This window comes from Kitasatospora sp. NPDC038210 (assembly GCF_055600605.1).
Window position 1 is genome coordinate 25,663 of the sequence record NZ_JBVJYK010000039.1, and the last position, 18,869, is coordinate 44,531.

General features: G+C 73.9%; 17 protein-coding genes. 5 read left to right on the forward strand and 12 right to left on the reverse strand.

Annotation, left to right across the window (positions count from 1 at the left end; translation table 11 throughout):
- Positions 1 to 5: 5 nt before the first annotated feature.
- Both ACZ7KX_RS39455 and ACZ7KX_RS39460 read left to right on the forward strand, forming a co-directional pair.
- Entirely contained in the window at positions 6 to 1,325 is a 1,320-nt protein-coding gene (locus ACZ7KX_RS39455) for an LCP family protein (RefSeq protein WP_470330755.1), read from the forward strand.
- Positions 1,326 to 1,549: 224 nt separating this feature from the next.
- Positions 1,550 to 3,127 (forward strand): LCP family protein, encoded by a 1,578-nt coding sequence (locus ACZ7KX_RS39460; RefSeq protein ID WP_470330756.1) that lies wholly within the window; start codon positions 1,550 to 1,552, stop codon positions 3,125 to 3,127.
- A gap of 146 nt (positions 3,128 to 3,273) precedes the next feature.
- Here the strand turns inward: ACZ7KX_RS39460 and ACZ7KX_RS39465 are convergent, their stop codons facing one another.
- The 5 genes from ACZ7KX_RS39465 to ssuE all read right to left on the reverse strand — a co-directional run bounded on the left by ACZ7KX_RS39465 (position 3,274) and on the right by ssuE (position 10,965).
- Entirely contained in the window at positions 3,274 to 4,314 is a 1,041-nt protein-coding gene (locus tag ACZ7KX_RS39465) for a glycosyltransferase family 2 protein (protein ID WP_470330757.1), read from the reverse strand.
- 181 nt (positions 4,315 to 4,495) lie between these two features.
- Positions 4,496 to 6,535, reverse strand: coding sequence for a hypothetical protein (locus ACZ7KX_RS39470; RefSeq protein ID WP_470330758.1), 2,040 nt, complete (start codon positions 6,533 to 6,535; stop codon positions 4,496 to 4,498).
- 166 nt (positions 6,536 to 6,701) lie between these two features.
- Positions 6,702 to 9,269 (reverse strand): ABC transporter permease, encoded by a 2,568-nt coding sequence (locus tag ACZ7KX_RS39475; protein WP_470330759.1) that lies wholly within the window; start codon positions 9,267 to 9,269, stop codon positions 6,702 to 6,704.
- 18 nt (positions 9,270 to 9,287) lie between these two features.
- Positions 9,288 to 10,076 carry an ABC transporter ATP-binding protein gene (locus tag ACZ7KX_RS39480; RefSeq protein ID WP_470330760.1) on the reverse strand — a complete coding sequence of 263 codons (789 nt, stop codon included), beginning with the start codon at positions 10,074 to 10,076 and terminating at the stop codon, positions 9,288 to 9,290.
- Positions 10,077 to 10,407: 331 nt separating this feature from the next.
- Complete coding sequence (gene ssuE / locus ACZ7KX_RS39485) at positions 10,408 to 10,965, reverse strand: NADPH-dependent FMN reductase (RefSeq protein ID WP_470330761.1); 558 nt, start codon at positions 10,963 to 10,965, stop codon at positions 10,408 to 10,410.
- Positions 10,966 to 11,346: 381 nt separating this feature from the next.
- On the opposite strand from ssuE, the gene ACZ7KX_RS39490 reads away from it, so the two are divergent.
- The gene (locus tag ACZ7KX_RS39490; protein ID WP_470330762.1) at positions 11,347 to 12,699 is read left to right on the forward strand and encodes an LCP family protein; all 1,353 of its coding nucleotides are present in this window, start codon (positions 11,347 to 11,349) and stop codon (positions 12,697 to 12,699) included.
- Between the two features lie 141 nt (positions 12,700 to 12,840).
- Here ACZ7KX_RS39490 and ACZ7KX_RS39495 read toward each other — a convergent pair whose 3' ends face one another.
- The 4 genes from ACZ7KX_RS39495 to ACZ7KX_RS39510 all read right to left on the reverse strand — a co-directional run bounded on the left by ACZ7KX_RS39495 (position 12,841) and on the right by ACZ7KX_RS39510 (position 16,233).
- Positions 12,841 to 13,440 carry a hypothetical protein gene (locus tag ACZ7KX_RS39495; protein WP_396553241.1) on the reverse strand — a complete coding sequence of 200 codons (600 nt, stop codon included), beginning with the start codon at positions 13,438 to 13,440 and terminating at the stop codon, positions 12,841 to 12,843.
- 165 nt (positions 13,441 to 13,605) lie between these two features.
- Positions 13,606 to 14,397, reverse strand: a complete 792-nt coding sequence (locus ACZ7KX_RS39500) for an arylamine N-acetyltransferase family protein (protein WP_470330763.1) — start codon at positions 14,395 to 14,397, stop codon at positions 13,606 to 13,608.
- 160 nt (positions 14,398 to 14,557) lie between these two features.
- Positions 14,558 to 15,052, reverse strand: coding sequence for a peptidylprolyl isomerase (locus tag ACZ7KX_RS39505; protein ID WP_350520060.1), 495 nt, complete (start codon positions 15,050 to 15,052; stop codon positions 14,558 to 14,560).
- A 71-nt stretch (positions 15,053 to 15,123) separates the two neighbouring features.
- Positions 15,124 to 16,233, reverse strand: a complete 1,110-nt coding sequence (locus ACZ7KX_RS39510) for an alkene reductase (protein WP_470330764.1) — start codon at positions 16,231 to 16,233, stop codon at positions 15,124 to 15,126.
- 93 nt (positions 16,234 to 16,326) lie between these two features.
- Here ACZ7KX_RS39510 and ACZ7KX_RS39515 point away from each other — a divergent pair, with 93 nt between their 5' ends.
- Positions 16,327 to 16,716 (forward strand): MerR family transcriptional regulator, encoded by a 390-nt coding sequence (locus tag ACZ7KX_RS39515; RefSeq protein ID WP_470330765.1) that lies wholly within the window; start codon positions 16,327 to 16,329, stop codon positions 16,714 to 16,716.
- Here the strand turns inward: ACZ7KX_RS39515 and ACZ7KX_RS39520 are convergent.
- Positions 16,713 to 17,420, reverse strand: a complete 708-nt coding sequence (locus ACZ7KX_RS39520; RefSeq protein ID WP_470330766.1) for a class I SAM-dependent methyltransferase — start codon at positions 17,418 to 17,420, stop codon at positions 16,713 to 16,715. The genes ACZ7KX_RS39515 and ACZ7KX_RS39520 overlap by 4 nt on opposite strands.
- A gap of 72 nt (positions 17,421 to 17,492) precedes the next feature.
- On the opposite strand from ACZ7KX_RS39520, the gene ACZ7KX_RS39525 reads away from it, so the two are divergent.
- On the forward strand, positions 17,493 to 18,089 hold the full coding sequence (locus ACZ7KX_RS39525) for an NAD(P)H-dependent oxidoreductase (protein WP_470330767.1): 597 nt from the start codon (positions 17,493 to 17,495) through the stop codon (positions 18,087 to 18,089).
- A gap of 27 nt (positions 18,090 to 18,116) precedes the next feature.
- Here the strand turns inward: ACZ7KX_RS39525 and ACZ7KX_RS39530 are convergent, their stop codons facing one another.
- Together ACZ7KX_RS39530 and ACZ7KX_RS39535 are read right to left on the reverse strand one after the other, a co-directional pair.
- Positions 18,117 to 18,653, reverse strand: coding sequence for a GNAT family N-acetyltransferase (locus tag ACZ7KX_RS39530; protein ID WP_470330768.1), 537 nt, complete (start codon positions 18,651 to 18,653; stop codon positions 18,117 to 18,119).
- A gap of 126 nt (positions 18,654 to 18,779) precedes the next feature.
- A partial coding sequence (locus ACZ7KX_RS39535) for an acyl-CoA dehydrogenase family protein (RefSeq protein WP_144385854.1) occupies positions 18,780 to 18,869 on the reverse strand: 90 nt, incomplete at its 5' end.

The window sequence follows — 18,869 nt, forward strand, 5'->3', positions numbered from 1 at the left end:
CTGCCATGGCCGAGGACGACACCGAGCACCCCCCGACCGACACTCCCCCCACGGACGCGTTCCCCGGGGACGCTCCCCCGAACGGGACCGGACGCCCGCGCAGGCGCCGGCGGTGGCTGATGATCACCGCCGGCGTCGTCGCGTTCCTGCTGGTCGCCAGTGGGGTGCTGCTCTGGATCGCCTACCGCAAGCTGGACGGCAACATCCGGACCGACTCGACCACGGACCGGCTGCTCGCCAAGCTGGAGGCCGAACGGCCGAGCCGCACCGTCGGCGCACGGGGCGCCGAGAACATCCTGCTGATCGGCAGCGACGACCGCTCCGGCTCGAACGGTTCCTACGGCGGCCAGGCCGGCACCGAGCGCTCGGACACCACGATCCTGCTGCACCTGGCCGCCGACCGGAAGCACGCGACGGCGGTCTCCGTCCCACGCGACGTCATGGTCTCCGTCCCCGCCTGCGAGCAGCCGGACGGCACCCGCAGCAAGCCCGCCCTGATGCAGTTCAACCGGGCCTTCGAGACGGGCGGCCCGGCCTGCTCGATCCGCACCGTCGAGCAGCTGAGCGGGATCCGGATCGACCACTACGTGATCCTCGACTTCAGCGGCTTCAAGACGATCGTGAACGCGATCGGCGGGGTCGAGGTCTGCGTGCCGCAGCCGATCCACGACAAGGACGCCAAGCTCGACCTGCCCGCCGGCCGGCAGACCCTGCACGGCGAGCAGGCGCTCGGCTACGTCCGGGCCCGGGAGAGCCTGGGGGACGGCAGCGACACCCAGCGGATGGGCCGTCAGCAGCAGTTCCTGGCCGCGCTGATCCGCAAGGTGGAGTCCCAGGGGGTGCTGCTGAACCCGACCAGGCTGTGGCCGGTGCTGGACGCGGCGACCTCCTCGGTCCGGGCGGACGGCGGGCTGTCCTCGCTCGGTGCGCTGTACGACCTCACCCAGGACCTGCGCGGCATCCCGTCGGCGAACGTGGTCTTCCTGACCGCGCCGCGCCGCCCCTACCGCTACGACTCGGACCGGGACGAGTTCGTGCAGCCGCAGACCGGCCAGCTGTTCACGGCGCTGCGCGACGACCAGCCCGTCACCGTCCGGCCGCCCGGGTCGGCGCCGTCGTCGGGAGCGAGCACGAAGGCCGGCGCCGGGGCGAGCTCGGGGTCGAGCGCGGCGCGGACCACCGGGGCGGACGCGAGCCCGGGCGCGGACTCCGGCGAGGCGGCCGGAGCGACGTCGCCAGCCACGGCCACCGCGTCACCCTCGGCGGGCGCCTCGCCCACCTTCGAGGGACGCACCGCCGACGTGGACGCCTGCGCACAGCACTGAGCGGGCCGCGCGGGGCCGGGTGCGGCCGTACTCCGCCACGCCGCAGGTCGGCGCCGGTGTGACCGCCAAATGCGGACAGGTGAACGTAATTTACCTCCGCTTTGTTCAAACATGATGCAGATCACACCAGGAACGATTCCCCCATTCGGCTCGTCTACTGTGTCCGGACCGGCCCGTCAGTACGGGCGGGCCGGAGCCGTGACCGGTCGAACGTAGGGAACCCCGTGCACGAGGAGCAACCGGAAACCGGGGGACACCGGGTGGACCCGGCGCCCGGTGTCCCCCGGCAGCGCCGCCGCCGGGCAGCCGAGGCGCCCGAGGCACCGGCCGGTGAGAGCCGTCGGGACAGCCGGCGACGGGCGGCCGCCCTCGCCAAGCGGCAGCGCCGCCGCCGGGCGCTCAAGTGGACCGCCGGCGCCGGGGCCCTGGTGATGGTCGCGGGCTGCGGCGGGGCGTACTACCTGTACCGGCACTTCAACAGCAACCTGACCTCGGTCAAGGTCCAGCTGGGCGACGAGGCCGAGCGACCCAAGGCCGCCGGGGAGGCGCTGAACATCCTGGTGATCGGCACCGACAGCCGGGAGGGCCTCGGACGCGCGTACGGCGACGAGGGCAGCGTCGGGCACGCCGACACCACGCTGCTGTTCCACATCTCCAAGGACCGCTCCAACGCGACGGTGATCAGCCTCCCGCGCGACCTGATGGTGCCGATCCCGGACTGCCAGAACGCCCAGGGCAAGAAGGTCCCGGGCTCGCAGCGGAACGAGTTCAACAACAGCCTCGGCCAGGGCGGGCGGGACGCGGGCTGCACCTGGAAGACCGTCGAGAAGAACACCGGGATCCGGGTCGACCACTTCGTGCAGGTCAACTTCGAGGCGGTGAAGACCCTCTCCACCGCCGTCGGCGGGGTCGAGGTCTGCGCGGCCAAGGACATCAACGACTCGGGCTCCCACCTGAAGATGACCAAGGGTCGGCACGTCGTCCAGGGCGAGGAGGCGCTGGCCTTCGTCCGCACCCGGCACGCGGTCGGCTTCGGTGGCGACCTCAGCCGGATCCCCCTGCAGCAGCAGTTCATCAGCTCGATGATCCGCAAGATCAAGAGCGACGACACCCTGACCAGCCCGACCAAGCTCTACAAGCTCGCGGACGCCGCCACCAAGGCGCTGACCGTGGACTCCGGCATCGGCAGCGTGGACAAGCTCAAGGACCTCGCGCTGGACATCAGCAAGGTCGACACCAAGAACATCACCTTCGCCACCGTTCCGGTCCTGGACGACCCCCAGGACAAGGACCGGGTGATCTTCAAGCAGCCGGACGCCGGACAGCTCTTCGCGATGGTCGCGGCAGACCGCTCGCTCACCGAGACCGCCACCCCGGCCGCGCCCGACGGCACCGCGCCCACGACGCCCGCCGCCACCGCCCCGGCGGTGGACACCAAGGCCGTCCAGGTGACGGTCCGCAACGGCAGCGGGAAGCGCGGGCAGTCCGGGCCGACCGTCGACAAGCTCCAGGCGAAGGGCTTCGCCAAGGCCGCGGTCGGCAGTGACGCCCCGGTCGCCGAGACCACCACGGTGTCCTACCAGCCCGGCCAGGAGGCCGCGGCCGGCGCCCTGGCCGCCGCCCTCGGGCTGCCGGGCGACGCGGTCAAGCCGGCTGCGAAGGCGGACCCGAAGGCCGGAGTGCTGCTGGTGCTGGGCAAGGACGTCCTCGCCGCGCCCGCCGGCCCGGCGGCGGCACCGACCGCGGCGCCCGAGGACCTGCAGCGGGTGCAGGCGGACGACACCGACGCCTGCGCCAAGTAGGCCGCTGCGGGCGGACCGGCACGGGGCCGTCCGCCCGGCGGACCGGGGAGAGCCGCCGGGCCGTCATCCGGAGCGGATGACGGCCCGTTGGTCGACGGCCGGGGGCCCGGGGCGTTCTCGCGGAGCGGCCCGGTCCTCGCGGGGCGTCAGCCGGTCTTGGAGAGCACGTCCTTCGAGGACGGGCCCACGCTGGCGATCACCCGGCGCGCCAGCGAACGCGGCGAGGTGAGGAAGCCGAAGCCCCAGCTGAGGTGCATGGTCGCGAAGGCGACCGGCAGCATCGTCCTGGCCTTGAAGGACAGGCCGCGGCCCTCGGTCACGGCACCGCCGACGATGCCCAGCAGGTAGGCGCCGGGCACCGCGAGGAAGGCCGGGTGGACGGCCGCGCCGAGCACCAGTCCGAGGGTGACCGCCAGCAGCGCGGCCGGCGGGGCGAGGTAGCGCAGGTTGACCGAGCCGCGGTGGTAGCGGGTGACCACCCGGCGCCAACGACCGTAGTCCTTGTACTGCTTGGACAGCGCCCGCACCGAGGGCCGGGGCCGGTACGTCACCTTGAGCTGCGGGGTGAACCAGATCAGGCCGCCGTCCTGGCGGATCCGGTAGTTCAGCTCCCAGTCCTGGGCGCGGATGAACTCCTCGTTGTAGCCGCCGAGCTTCTCCAGCACCTCGCGCCGGAACACGCCGAGGTAGACGGTGTCCGCCGGGCCGGCCAGGCCACCGGTGTGGAAGGCGGCGTTGCCGACGCCGAGCTTGGAGGTCATCGCGGCGGCGACCGCGTGCTCCCACTCGGTCTCGCCCTCGGCGTGCATGATGCCGCCGACGTTCGCCGCGTCCATCTCGCCCAGCAGCCGGACGGCGGTGGCGATGTAGCCGGGGGTGAGCAGACCGTGGCCGTCCACGCGCACCACTATCGGATGGCGGGAGCCCCGGATCGCGGCGTTCAGTCCGGCGGGCGTCCGGCCGGTGGGGTTCGCCACCGTCCGCACCCGCGGGTCCTCGGCCACCAGCTCGGCGGCGATCTCGTCGGTGCGGTCGCCGGACGGACCGAGGGCGATCACCACCTCGATCGGCCCCGGGTACTCCTGGTCCAGGATGCGCCGGACGGCCGTGCGCAGGTGACGTTCCTCGTTGAGCACCGGCATGATCACGGAGACAGCCGGCAGCTCCTCAGCAGCCTTGGTGTTCATCGGGGCCCACCGTACCGGTGCGGACGCGCCCCCGTCTCGTCCCGGTCCGGGCGGCCGCGCGCACCTCGCGGCGCGGCACCGGCACTGTGATCGAGAACACCGTACGCCCCGGTCGGAGCGGGTCCCCGCCGGGGTGGCGCGGTGCCGGTCCGGTGCGGATCCGGTGCCGGCCGGTGCCGCTTCAGAGCGCGTAGTGGGCGACGGTGAACACCGCGTAGCCGGCCAGCGCGATCCGGTTCACCAGGTGCTGGGGGCCGCCGAGGCGGTCCGGCAGCGCACGGTCCGGGCGCAGGTCGGGCCGGTGGGCGGCGGTGGCCACCGTGCGGGCCAGCGCCTCCGGGTCGTACCGGTCGCCGAAGAGGCCGGCCAGCCAGACCGCGGGACGGCTGGCGAAGGAGAACTCCCGCCCGCCGCACAGCCGGATGGTGAGCAGGTTCCGGTGCACCGCCGCCGCGCTGATCTCCGCCCACCGGAAGCTGCGGGTGCGCAGTGCGGTGGCCACCCGCAGGCCGTTGCGGTCGGCCACGATCTGCCAGGACAGCGTCTGGGCGCAGGCGAGGATCGCCAGGGAGCCGATCCAGAGCGGCCGCACCAGGTTCTCCCACCAGCCGTCGTCGTCCAGCAGCACCACGGCGGCCGCGACCAGCAGTGCGGCCAGCGGCCCGGCCGCCGCCCGCAGCGGCGCCGGCATCTCCCAGCGGCGGGCGGCCACCGGCTCGGCGTCCGGTCCGGCTGCGGGGGCGGCGGCCACGGTCTCGGCGGTCAGCGCGGCGACGGCGAGTTCGCGCCCGCGGTAGCGCTCGGTGAGCCGGCTGAACCGCGGGGCCCGGGCGGCGGGGTCGGCCACCGCCGCCACCCAGTACGGGTCACCGTCCAACAGGCCTGGGCGGACGAGGAGTTGGTGGTCGGTTCCGTCCGGGCCGCGGTACAGCACGGCGGGTACGCTGCGGCCGGCGTGGGCCAGCCGGGCGGCGGCCTGGGCGGGGGTCGCGCGGTCGTGGAACTCCTCGTCGTCCTCGCCCAGCAGGGCGTCGACGTCGTCCGGGTCGTCGTCGAAGCCGTCCGGGTCGTCCGGGTCGGGGTGGGCCAGCGGGTCGGGGTAGTCGGCGTCCTCGTCGCCGGTCGGCAGGTACTCGGGCACCCAGGCCGGGCCCTCCCCGTCCGGCGCGCCGCCCCTGGCCCAGCGGTAGCGGTCGCGCTCGACCAGCCGCCAGAGGCCGGCGCCGTCCGGCGGCCCGTCCAGCGGTTGCACCAGCAGGTCGCCGCGGGCGTCGGCGCGCACCCGCACGGCGAGCGCGGGGGCGGAGCCCTCGAAGGCCGGCCGGTCGCGGCGGGCGGCGGCGACGGCGGCGGAGCCGAGCAGCACCAGGCCGGGCAGGGCGATCAGGCCGCCGGCGCTCAGCTGGCCGGAGAGGTCGTAGTCGTCGCCCAGGGCGCGCACGTGGTCGCCGTCCACCAGCAGCGGGACGGGCTCGCCGGGCTGCGGCCGACGCTGCCACCAGACGTCGAGGGCTGCGGTGCGCTCGGGGCCGCCGTCGGGCGGCTGGAAGCGGACGGTCAGGACGCCGTCCCGGTCGGCGGTGCCCGCGGTGCCGGTCACCCGGGCGGCCTGCTCGGCGGCGGCGTCCGTCCGGGCCTGTGCCCAGAGCCCGTACAGCGGGAAGGCCGCGGCGACGACGAGCAGCAGGACGGCGAGGACCCGGCGCCGCACGGACGGTCCGTCGCGGTGGACGGGCGAGGGCGCCCCCGCGGCCGTCCACGGGAAGGGGACGGGCGGCGCCATCAGCTCGTCCAGCTGCTGGCGGGCGCGGCGGCGGCCGGCCTCGGCGCCCAGCAGGACGACGGTGAGCAGCACGTGGAGCAGCACCGCCGACCAGCGGGCGAGCGGGGTGACCAAGCCGTCCGGCAGGTACCAGAGCAGGGCCAGGACGACGGGCGGGACGAGCGCCCGGGCCCGGATCCTGGTCGCCAGCAGGACCACCTCGGCCAGGACCGACCAGCCGGCCAGGGCCGAACCCCAGGTGTCCCGGCAGACGCCCGCGGCGTTGCACCGGGCGGCACTCGGCTCCACGGCGGTGGCCAGCACGGCGAACGCGAGCGGCAGCAGCGCGAGCCAGCGGCCGTCCAGCCGCCAGGCCGTACGGGCGGCGCGCCAGCGGGCGGCGGCCGCGGCGGTGAGGGGCGCGGCGCTGGGCAGCGGCGGAGCGTCCGAGGGGAACATCGGACGATCATCTCAGCCGTCCGGAGGCCGAACCGGCGTCAGGGGCACCGCTCGCAACAGGCTCCCGACGGCCCGGGGCGGCCCGCCTCCGCATGCCGCAGGGGCCGGGTGCGCGCAGCACCCGACCCCTGTCCCCGCTCCTGATCCGACGCCCCCCGGCGCCGGATCAGTCCGTCGCGATGGCGGCGAGGACGTTCATCCGTCCGGCCCGGAAGGCCGGGACGAGGGCGGCGACCAGACCGATCACCACCGAGGAGACCAGGGTGATCGCGATCGTGACGGCCGGGACGGAGAGCGTCCCGAGGCCCTGGTCCCGCAGGACCCCCTGGACGGTGACGCCCCAGGCGAGGCCCAGCCCGGTGCCGAGGACGGCACCGAACACCGCGATCACCACGGACTCCAGCCTGATCATCCGGCGCAGCTGGCGGCGGGAGAGCCCGATCGCCCGCAGCAGGCCGATCTCCCGGGTCCGCTCGACCACCGACAGCGCCAGGGTGTTGACCACGCCGAGCACGGCGACCGTGATCGAGAGGGCGACCAGCCCGTAGATCAGGTACAGCAGGGTGTTCACCTGGGACTGCACCAGCTCCTTGTAGCCGGCCTGGTCCTTGACGACCAGCTGCGGGTACTCCTTGAGCCCGTCCTGCAGGGCGGCCAGCGTCCTGGTGACGTCGGCGCCGGGGGCGGCCTTGGCGAAGAAGGTCCACACCGGCGGCTGCTCGGCGGCCGGGACCACCCGGGCCATGGTGTCCATGGCCACGAAGGAGCCGTCGCCGAACAGCTCGCCCTTGGCGAAGACCGCGCCGACCGGCAGCTCCTGGGTGCGGCCCTTGCCGTAGTCGACGGTCACCCGGTCGCCGACCTTCAGGTTGTGGTCCTTGGCGAAGGCCTCGCCGATCCCGAGCGAGCCGCGGGCGATCGAGTCCACCGCGCCGTTCCTGACGGTCGGCCGGAAGTCGGTGCCGAAGAAGGCGGACGGCACCGCGGTCAGGTCGCTCTTCGCCTGCCCGCCGTCCGGCAGCCGGACCTTCGACAGGAAGGACTTCTGGGTGGTGACGTGGTCGATGCCCGGGGTCCGGCGCACGATGTCCAGCATCTCGGGGGTGACCTCGGTGCGGCCGCCCTGGATGATGTAGTCCACGCCCACCGACTTGTCGATCTGCGCATTGGCCGAGGTGACCGCCGAGGAGCTGAACACCGAGGAGGCGATCACCAGCGCCAGGCCGATCATCAGTGCGGCGGCCGTGGCGCCGGTGCGGCGCGGGTTGCGCATCGCGTTGCGCTGGGCCAGCTTCCCGGACGGGCCGAACACGGCCGGCAGCACCGCACCCAGCACCCGGACGATCGCCGAGGCCAGCAGCGGGCCGAGCACCACGGAGCCGACCAGGGTCAGCAGCACGCCCAGGCCCAGGTACCGGCCGCCGGTGGCCGCCTTCTCCGACTGCGCGCCGAGCACCAGCAGGGCGCCGCCGCCCGCCGTCAGCAGCAGGCCGACGACCGTACGGACCAGGTTGGCGCGGCCCTCCGCCGGGGTGCCGTGGTCGCGCAGGGCGGCCATCGGCGAGATCCGGCTCGCCCGGCGCGCCGGGAACCAGGCGGCGACCAGGGTGACCACGATGCCGAGCGCGTAGCCGGCGACGAAGACGTCCGGCCCGATCTGCAGGTCGGCCGCCTTGAGGTCCATGCCGATCGCGTTCATCAGCTTGATCAGGCCGACCGCGACGCCCAGGCCCGCCGCGACCCCGAGGGTCGAGCCGAGCACGCCCAGGATCAGCGCCTCGACCAGCACCGAGCGGTTGACCTGCGAGCGGCTCCCGCCGATGGCGCGCAGCAGGCCGATCTCCCGGGTGCGCTGGGCGACCAGCATCGAGAAGGTGTTGATGATGAGGAAGCCGCCGACGATCGCCGAGACGAAGGCGAAGCCGAGCATCGCGTACTTCATGAAGTCGAGGCCGCTGCCGACCTGCTTGGTGTTCTCGTCCTTCTGCTCGGCCGCGGTCTTGACCTGGTAGCCGCCGCCGATCCTGGCCGCCGCGTCCGCCTTGAGCTGGTCGTTGCTGCGGCTGCCGTCGCCGAAGGCGTCGATCGAGGTGTAGGCGGGCTCGCCGATCAGCACCTGCTGGGCGGTCGGGGTGTCCAGGAAGCCCAGCGCCGCGCCCGGGTTGGTGGTGGTGAAGGTAGCGATGCCGGCGATGGTGAAGTCGTGCTTGCCGCCGGAGTTCTCGACCCGGACCTTGTCGCCGAGGCCGAGCTTGGCCTTCTTCGCGGTGTCCGCGTCCAGCACCAGTTCGCCGGGGCCCTGCGGCGCGTGGCCGGAGGTGATGGTGACGGGGTTGCGCGGGGTCTCGGTCCAGTTGCCGAGCATGGTGGGCGCGCCGCTGGTCGGGCCGACCAGCTTGTTGGTGGCCGGGTCGACCAGGATCGCGTTCTGGACCATGACCCGGCCGACGGCCTTCTTCACGCCCGGCACCGCGGCGATCCGGTCGGCGAGCGCGGCCGGGACGGTCGGCGGCTTGACGGCGGCCTGCTGCTCCTCGTCCTCGGCCGGCTTGGGCGGCTGGACGGACACGTCGGAGGCGGTCGCGGCGAAGAGCCTGTCGAAGGTGCTGGTGGCGGTGTCGGAGAAGACGAGGGTGCCGGAGACGAAGGCCACCGACAGCACGACGGCGATGAGCGAGAGCGCCATCCGGCCCTTGTGGGCGAAGAAGCTCCGCAGGGAGGTCTTGAGCAGCATGGTGGTGTGGCCCGCCGCTCAGCTGGTGCGCTTGCCGTCGAAACGGCGCATGCGTTCGAGGACGGAGTCGGCGGTGGGCGCGTGCATCTCGTCGACGATCACGCCGTCGGCGAGGAAGAGCACGCGGTCCGCGTAGCCGGCGGCGACCGGGTCGTGGGTGACCATCACCATGGTCTGGCCCAGCTCGTCCACCGAGCGGCGCAGGAAGGTCAGCACCTCGGCGCCGGCCCGGGAGTCCAGGTTCCCGGTGGGCTCGTCGCCGAAGATGATCTCGGGGCGGGCGGCCAGCGCCCGGGCCACCGCGACGCGCTGCTGCTGGCCGCCGGAGAGCTGGGCCGGGCGGTGCTTGAGCCGGCCGGCCAGGCCGACGGTCTCCACCACCTGGTCCAGCCAGGCCTGGTCGGGCCGGCGGCCGGCGATGTCCATCGGGAGCGTGATGTTCTCCAGCGCGTTCAGGGTCGGCAGGAGGTTGAACGCCTGGAAGATGAAGCCGATCTTGTCGCGGCGCAGTCTGGTCAGCTGCTTGTCCTTGAGGCCGGTGATCTCGGTGTCCCCGATCCAGATCCGTCCGCCGCTGACCGTGTCGAGCCCGGCCAGGCAGTGCATCAGGGTGGACTTGCCGGAGCCCGAGGGGCCCATGATCGCGGTGAACCGGCCGCGCTGGATGTCGACGTCGACCGCGTCGAGCGCGGTGACCTTGGTCTCGCCCGAGCCGTACGCCTTGGTGACCTGACGTGCCGATGCGGCGACGGCGGAGGCTCCGCCGGGAAGCTGGGGGTCGTACACGGCTGCTGCTGCCGTCGTCACTGGAGTCTCCTCGTGGAAGGTGCGCTCACCCGTTGGCCCCAGCCTCACGGGCCCGCCCGCCTCACGACATGGGGCAGGCCGTAGTCCTCGACCGGGAGTAAGCCCCACCCTCCCGGTGGACCTGGCTGCCGGACCCGACGTTTCCGGGCCGCTTCCCGGCGGGTGGGGATGTGTGAACCACGTTAGGAGTGGACGGCGGACGGCTCGTCATCCGACGGAATGAAGCGCCCCAACCAAGGTTCTACGGGGCACGGCGCGCCTCCCCCTAGGGGTCACCGCGGCCCGTCTCGGGGACGCCCCGTACGGGCCGCGGCGACGGCAGCCCGGCCGGTCAGCAGCCGGTCAGCGCCGGTGCGGCCAGTCGCTCCAGAGCCGTGGCGAAGCCCTCGACGACCGGCTCCAGCAGGGTCCGGCTCTCGCGCTCCAGCAGGGTCGAGCCGTCCTCCCCGGCGGTGATGTGGCGGTCGAGCACGAACCAGCCCTGGGTGACGTGGCCGGCGCCCATCGAGCTGAGCACCGGACGCAGCGCGTAGTCCACCGCGAGGACGTGCGCGGGCGAGCCGCCGGTGGCCAGCGGCAGGACGGCCTTGTCCGCGAGCGCGTACTGCGGGAGCACGTCCAGCAGGGCCTTCAGCAGCCCGGAGTAGGCGGCCTTGTAGACGGGGGTGCCGATCACCACGCCGTCGGCACGGGCGAACAGCTCGGTGACCGCGATGATCTCGGGGTGGTCGAAGTCGCCCGACAGCAGCGCGTGCGCGGGCAGGCTGCGGGCCTCGAAGGGGACGACGTGGTGGCCGCGGTCCGCCAGCCGCGCGTCGACGTGGCGCAGCAGGCGGGTGGTGCGGGAGGTGGCGGACGGGGAGCCGGAAACGGACAGGACGACGGCCATGGGTTCACCTCGGGCTGGAAGCGGGGGGCGCGGCGCAGCGGGGGAGGCGCTGCGGCGGGGTCACCGGGGTGGGGCCCGGTGCCGGGGCGGCACGTCGGAGGACGTGCGGGTCTCGACGGGCGCGCGTCAGCCGCGACAGAGCGAACAGGCCACACCACGCCGAAGGTCGACGTGCCGCCGACGCGTGAGTGCAGGCTGGTCCATGCCTGGCATGCAAGCACGGTCCGTTCGAGCCGGTCAAGAATCGTTTCAGCCGCTGGACCGCGGGGTGTCCGGACGTTACGGCGGAACGATCCGGTACGTGCATCAAAACTGCTACAAGAGGCCCGGTGGGCCCCCCGGGGGGAGTCAGCCCGACCGGGGTCGGGCATCCTCAACGGCATGAACACGTGGCAGGAAGGCCGCCCGGGGGGCGGCGGGAACCCGTACGGCGGCAACGGCGGAGGCGGCGCGGCGGCCGAGCCGCCGCTTCCGGCCTCGCTGAACCCGCGCGGGCCGGGGGCGTCCGCGCCGCGGCCCGCGGGGCAGCCGGGGCCGTCCCGGCTCGGTGGTGTTCCGCAGCAGGGGTCCGGCGCTCCGGGCGGCCACCCCGGTACTCCGGCCGGCCACCCCGGTACTCCGGCCAGCCACCCCGGTGCTCCGGCCGGCCCCGGGCGACCGGGTGGTCCGGGCGGACCCGGCGGCCCGGGTGGCCCCGGCGGCCCGGCCGGCCCCGCCGGCGCCCGGCCGGCCGGTGCGCAGGCCACGCGCTGGCCGCGGCGCCGGATCGTCAAGTGGACGGTCTTCGGCCTGCTGATCGCCGTCATGGTGACCGCCGTCTCCACCTGGTTCTGGGCGGACTCCAAGCTCAACCACGAGAACGTGCTCGCCGACTACCCGGGCCGCCCGGCCGCGGGCAAGGGCACCAACTGGCTGATCGTCGGTTCGGACAGCCGCCAGGGCCTCACCGAGGGCGAGCAGGACGACCTGCACACCGGCCACGACGAGGGCAAGCGCAGCGACTCGATGATGATCCTGCACGTCGGGGACAACGGGAACACCCTGATGAGCATCCCGCGTGACTCCTGGGTGCCGATCCCCGAGCACGCGGGCAGCAACGGCAAGCCGGTCAAGGGCACCACCGCGAAGATCAACTCGGCCTTCGGTGCCGGCGGCGGACGCCTGCTCGTCCAGACCGTCGAGCAGAACACCGGCATCCGCATCGACCACTACGCCGAGATCGGCTTCGCCGGTTTCGTCGGGATCGTCGACTCGATCGGCGGCGTCGAGATGAAGATCGACCAGCCCGTCAAGGACAAGGACTCCGGGCTCGACCTCCAGGCCGGCGACCAGACCCTCACCGGCAAGCAGGCCCTGGCCTTCGTCCGCCAGCGCCACCAGATGGCCGACCAGGACCTCGGCCGGATGCGCAACCAGCAGAAGTTCCTCGGCGCCCTCGCCCACCAGGCCGCTTCCCCGAGCAACCTGCTCGACCCGTTCACCTTCTACCCGCTGGTCGACTCGGCGCTCGGCACCCTGATCGTGGACGACGACTGCGGGCTGACCGACCTCGGCTCGCTCTTCCTCGCCATGAAGGACGTCAACGGCGGCAGCGGAAAGACGATCACCGTGCCGATCGGCAACGCGGACTTCCGGACCAAGACCGGCGAGTCCGCGGTGCTGTGGGACGCCAACAAGTCCAAGCAGGTCTTCGACGCCTTCAAGAACGACACCGCGGTGCCGGACGTCAAGTAGGCGCATCCCCGCTCCACCGTCGACGCCGCCGCCTCCCCGACCGCCCGGTCGGGGAGGCGGCGGCGTTTCCACGGGACGGTGATGCGCCCAGGGGCCCTCTGGGGGCGGCGTCCGGCCGACCCTCCCCTGTCCCCCGCCGGGTCAGCCCGCCTCGGCCTGGCCGGCGTACGGCAGCAGGCCGGTGCCGCACTCCGGGAAGCGGACCAGCCACTCCCCCTCGCCGCCCGCGTCCTCGGTGGCACCCGAGTAGCCGTAGTGGATCGGCTGCCCGGCGCCGCCCAGCCAGCGGGCGTGCGCGAGCTGCACCGACAGGGCGGCCGGGCGGTGCGGCGCGGCCTGCTCCAGCACCAGTTCGTGCTCGGTCTCGCCGGGCCGGAAGATCACCGCGGTCTCGGTGCTGGGACGCCGGGTGAAGACCCGCGCCCCGTCCGTCCAGTAGGCGGCGACCGTCACGGCGAGGGTGCCGTCCAGGCTTCCGGTGCCCGGCCGGACGTACTCCTCGTCGGCGACCCAGCGGGCGTGGTGGCGGAGCTCGTCGCCCCGGCGCTCGTCCCAGCGCACCCAGTAGCCCGCCACCCGCTTGACGGTCATGCCCTCGCGGACCACCCGGACCGCGAACCGCGCCGGGCCGGTCGGCTCCCCCGCGGCCGGCTCGCGGGAAGCCGGCTCGCAGGAGGCCAGGGAGACCACCGTCACCTGCTCGTAGGTCACCTCGCCGTCGTCGGCGCCCTGCTCGATCATCGCTGAACCACCTTGCCGGGAAGTCGGGTTCGGCCGCGGCTCGGCCCACGTCCGAGGAGAGCGTAGGGCGGCGTCGGCGCGGGTCGGGACGATTGGGCGGTTCCGGCCCGGGCGGCCGCCCGCCCGGGCTACCCTGCCCCTCCCGCGGCCCGGCCCGGCCCGACCTCAGCCCGGCAGTCGGTCGAGCGTGATGCCGAAGTGCTCGCGGTAGGCGCTCAGCGCCTCCGCCCCGGTGAGCTGCCGCTCGGTGCGGGTGCCGTCGGCGGCGGAGCGGATGAGCCGGGTGCCGCTGAGCGTCGTCCGGCCGCCGTCCTCGGTGAGGACGGAGCAGGTGGTCGAGCGGGTGAAGTGCGAGTCCGGCGAGGTGCTCTGCCACCAGCAGGTCGGACCGAAGTCGGCGAGCGGGTACGGGCGCGGGTCGAGGCGGTACTGCGGGGCGCCGTCCAACCGGACGTCCAGCTCGCCGTGGGCGCCGTACGGGACCACGGTGAACGTGCCGTGCGGGTCGGGCTGCGCGGCGCGCCCGTCCAGGCGCAGAGGGAGCCGACTGAACCGGCCGAAGCCGACGTCGACCAGCCAGGGCTCGTCCAGGTCGACCCGCAGCGCGAGGTGGTCGAACGGCGGGCCGAGGCGCTCCCCGTCGAAGACCCGGCCCGACAGCAGGCTCACCCGGTAGCCCAGGGAGCGCAGCAACTCGGCGAAGGCACCGTTCAGTTCGTAGCAGAACCCGCCGCGCCGCCGCTCCACCACCTTCGCCACCAGGGCCGCCGGGTCGAGCACCACGGTCTCGCCGAGGTGGAGGCTCAGGTTCTCGAAGGGGACGGCCCGCAGGTGGGCCTCCTGCAGCCGCGCCAGCGCCTGCGCCGACGGCTCCCCGGGGTCCGGCACGCCGATCCGCGCCAGGTAGGCCGCCCGTGCGGCGGATGTCAGGCCCTCGTACGCCTTGTCGTCGTCCATCCGCCCATTCCAGCCGGGCCGGGGGCGCCGGGCCATCGGTCCTTGGGCCTAGGACCCTCGTTCGTGGGCGGCCGGCGGGAAACGCCACCGCCCCGGAGTGGGAAGTCGGCGGATCCGACTTCCCACTCCGGGGCGGTACGCGTGCCTCGGACGGCGGTGATTACTCGACCACGCCGGACTTGGCGATCTTGATAACGGCCGAGGTGCGGCCGCTCTGCGAGCCGAGCGACTCGATCTTCTTCACCAGGTCCATGCCCTCGACGACCTCGCCGAAGACGACGTGCTTGCCGTCCAGCCAGTCGGTCACGATGGTGGTGATGAAGAACTGCGAGCCGTTGGTGTTGCGGCCGGCGTTGGCCATCGACAGCAGGCCCGGGCGGTCGTGCTTGAGCTGGAAGTTCTCGTCCGCGAACTTCTCGCCGTAGATGCTCTTGCCGCCGGTGCCGTTGTGGTTGGTGAAGTCACCGCCCTGCAGCATGAAGGCCGGGATCACGCGGTGGAAGCCGGAGCCCTCGTAGCCGAAGCCGTTCTGGCCGGTGGCCAGCTCGCGGAAGTTCTGGGCCGTCTTCGGGACGACCTCGTCGAACAGCTTGAAGACGATGCGGCCGGCCGGCTCGTCGTTGATGGTGATGTCGAAGAAAACGTTGGAACTCATGCAGGGATCATGGCACGAGCGGTCCGCTCCCGCTCGGTCCCCCCGGGAGCGCGCAGGCCGGAGGCGCCGTGTTATCCGGTCTGCCGGCCGTTCAGCGCGGGGTAGTCGGTGTACCCCTCGACTCCCCCGCCGTACATCAGCCCGTCACGGAGCGGATTGAGCGGGGCGCCGGTGCGCAGGCGCTCGACCAGGTCGGGGTTGGCGAGGAAGCCGCGGCCGAAGGAGATCAGGTCCGCCCCCGCCGCCAGCAGCCGCTCGGCGGCGGCCCGGCCGCCGTCCTCGGGCAGCGGCCCGCCCCAGCCGAGCACCGGGTTGGCGATCAGGGTGCCCGGCCAGGTCTTGCGGAGCTCCTGGAAGACGGCGTCCTCCGGGTCCGCGAAGACCACGTGCAGGTAGGCGAGGCCGTCGTCGGCGAGCTCGCCGACCAGCGCGCGGTAGATCTCGGCGGTGTCCCCCTCGTCCATGCCCTGGCCGGTGAAGCCGGGCGAGACCCTCAGGCCGACCCGCTCGGGGCCGATCTCCGCCGCGACCGCCCGGACCACCTCGACCACGAAGCGGATCCGGTTCGCCACCGGGCCGCCGTACGCGTCGGTGCGCCGGTTGGTGTTCCGGGCGAGGAACTGGTGCAGCAGGTAGCCGTTGGCGCCGTGCACCTCGACCCCGGCGAAGCCCGCCTCGACGGCGTTGCGGGCGGCGGCCGCGAAGTCGGCCACGGTCTGCCGGATCTCCGCCCCGGTGAGCTCCCTGGGGACGACGGCCTCCCGGTGCCCGCCCGGCGTGTGGACGGTCTCGGGGAAGGCCACCGGCGAGGGCGCCACCGGGTGCAGCCCGCTGTTCTCCGGGTGGCCGATCCGCCCGCCGTGCTGGAGCTGCAGGAACATCCGGCCGCCGGCCGCGGCGACGGCCCCGGTCACGGTGCGCCAGCCGGCCACGTGCTCGGGGGCGTGGACGGCGGGGGTGCCGGCGTACGTCCGGCCGACCCGGTTCGGGGTGGCGGCCTCGGCGATGATCAGCCCGGCTCCGGCGCGCTGCGCGTAGTACTCGGCCATGATCGGCTGCGGAACACCGTCGGCGCCGGCCCGCGTGCGCGTCATCGGTGCCATCACCAGGCGGTTGGGGAGGCGGAGCGGGCCCAGGTCTGCGGGCTCGAAGAGACCGGCGGTTCCAGTGTTCGTCGTCATGCCGGAGACCGTAGAAGCTAACATCGGTGTCAGGTTCAAGTCCCTACGGGGCGAAGCCCTTTCGGGGCTCGGATCGGACGACGGGTGGACGGCATGCGGATCGGCGAACTGGCCCGGCGGACGGGCGTCAGCGAGCGCTCGCTGCGCTACTACGAGCAGCAGGGCCTGCTGGTGGCCCGCCGCACCGACGGCGGCCACCGGGAGTACCCGGAGGCGGCCGTCGACCGCGTGGTGCACATCCAGGAGCTGTTCGCGGCCGGGCTGCACAGCCGCACCATCTACAGGATCCTCCCCTGCATGCGGGACTCCGACGGCAGCCCGAGCGAGATCGCCACCCCGCTGCTGGTCGAGGAGCTCACCGCGGAGCGGGAGCGGATCGACCGGACGATCAACGACCTGCTGCGCTCGCGCGAGGTGCTGGACGAGGTGATCGTGACCGCCTCCGGAGCGCCGTCACCGTCGTCCGCGTCCGAGGCCGCCTAGCGCGGCCCGGTCCGGCCCGGCCCGGTCCGGGCCGCCGACGGACGGCTGCGGGCGACTGCGGGCTTGCGGGCCAGCAGGTAGGCCTGCGGGGTGCTCTCCTCGCCGTCCGGCTCGCGGACCGTACGGGAGGTCATCACCAGACCGGCCCCGCGGACCAGCTCCTCGACGCGCTCCGGCCGCAGGCGGCGGAAGTCCAGTGAGACCGGGTGGCCGAAGGGCTGGTCCAGGTGCAGGGGCTCCTCGCCGACCTGGAAGGCGAGCAGCAGTCGGCCGCCGGGGGCGAGCACCCGGGCGAACTCGGCGAACACCTCGGGGAGGCGCTCCGCCGGGGTGTGGATGATCGAGTACCAGGCCACCGCGCCGGTCAACTCGCCGTCCCGGAAGGGCAGGTCGAACAGCGAGCCGACCTCGAACGGGACCTCCGGGTAGGCGGCCCGGGCCAGCTCGACCATCCGGGGCGAGAGGTCGATCCCGCGCACGTCCAGGCCCAGCCCGTGCAGGTGGCTCGTCACGTAGCCCGGGCCGCAGCCGAGTTCGGCCGTCCTGGGGTCCGGACGCTCGGCGCGGACCAGGTCGGCGAAGAGCGCCAGCACGGCGCGGTCCGTCGGCCTCGTGTCCATCGCGCGGCTGAAGCGGTCGGCGTAGTCGGCGGCGATGGTGTCGTAGAACGCCCTGGTCGCGGCGAGGAAGTCCGGCTCGGTCATGGCCCGGCACCCTACCCGCCACCCTCGGAACGTAGCATCACCTTTCGTCAACCAGCGGGAGGGGAACGGACGATGGGCACGATCGGGGTCTACCTGGCGCACCCGCGCCGCGGCAGCTTCAACCACGCCCTGTACGAGGCCGTGGTCGACGAACTGCGGGGGCGCGGCTGCGAGGTACGGGCGCACGACCTCTACGCGGAGGGCTTCGCGCCGCTGCTGACCGCCGAGGAGACCGGCACGGTGGACGCGGCGGACCCGTCCGCCGATGCCGGCCTCGCCCTGCACCGCGCCGAGGTGGCCACCCTGGACGCGCTCGTGCTGGTCCACCCCAACTGGTGGGGCATGCCGCCCGCCGTCCTGGCCGGCTGGGTGCAGCGGGTGCTGGCCCCCGGCGTCGCCTACAAGCTCGGCACGGCGGACGGCGAACCGGCCGGGCTGCTGCGGGCCGGGCGGGCCCTGGTGCTCAACACCTCGGACACGCCCGAGGACCGCGAGCGCAGCGAGTTCGGCGACCCGCTGGAGCGGATCTGGGCGGCCTGCGTGCTGCCGTACGTCGGCGTCACCGACGTACGGCGGGCCGTGTTCCGCACCGTCACCGACTCGACCGCCGCCGACCGCGCCGACTGGCTGCGGCGGGCGCGGGCGCAGGCGGCGGCACTGCTCGACTGACCCGGCTCGGGCCGGGTCCCGGGGGCCTCAGAGCTCCAGCTCGGCCACCGTCTGGTCGCCGCTCAGCTCGCCGGTCGGGCGGAAGCCGAGGCGGGCGTAGAACTCCGCCGGGCCGTGGGGGCCGGGCACGTAGGTGACGGTGGCCCGGGTGCCGCCGCGGCGGCGGATCTCGGCGCAGACCTGCTCGACGGCGAAGCGGCCGTAGCCCCCGCGCTGCGCTTCGGCGTCGACCAGCAGGCGCCACAGGCCGGAGCGCGGGCGGTCGTCGGGGTGCTCCGGGTGGAAGCGGATGTCGAAGAAGGCCATCACGAAGCCGACCGGCTTCCCGTCGTCCAGGATCAGCCGCGGCCACGCGGTCTCCCCGTACGCGTACGCCTCGGCCAGCGACTTCACCACCGGCGCGACCAGGCCCTCCTGGTCGGGGCGCACCCGCAGGGCGAGGGCGGCGTCGATGTTCCCGGGGGTGACGGCGGCCAGGCTGAGGGTGGACGGCGCGGAGGCCGTGGCGGAACCGGAGGCCGTGGCGGAGGCGGGCAGGGAGGACGCGGAAGGTGCCGAGGACATGGCGGGCAGCCTAGGGAGCGGAGCTGCCCGCCGTCGCCCGGATTTCCTCCGGCCGGCGCGGCCCCCGACCGCGGACGGGCGGTCGGGGGCCGTGGGCGCCCGGGCCGGACGGGGCCCGTGGCCGCCTTACGGGAGGTTGCGGGCCATGACGATGCGCTGGACCTGGTTGGTGCCCTCGTAGATCTGCGTGATCTTCGCGTCCCGCATCATCCGCTC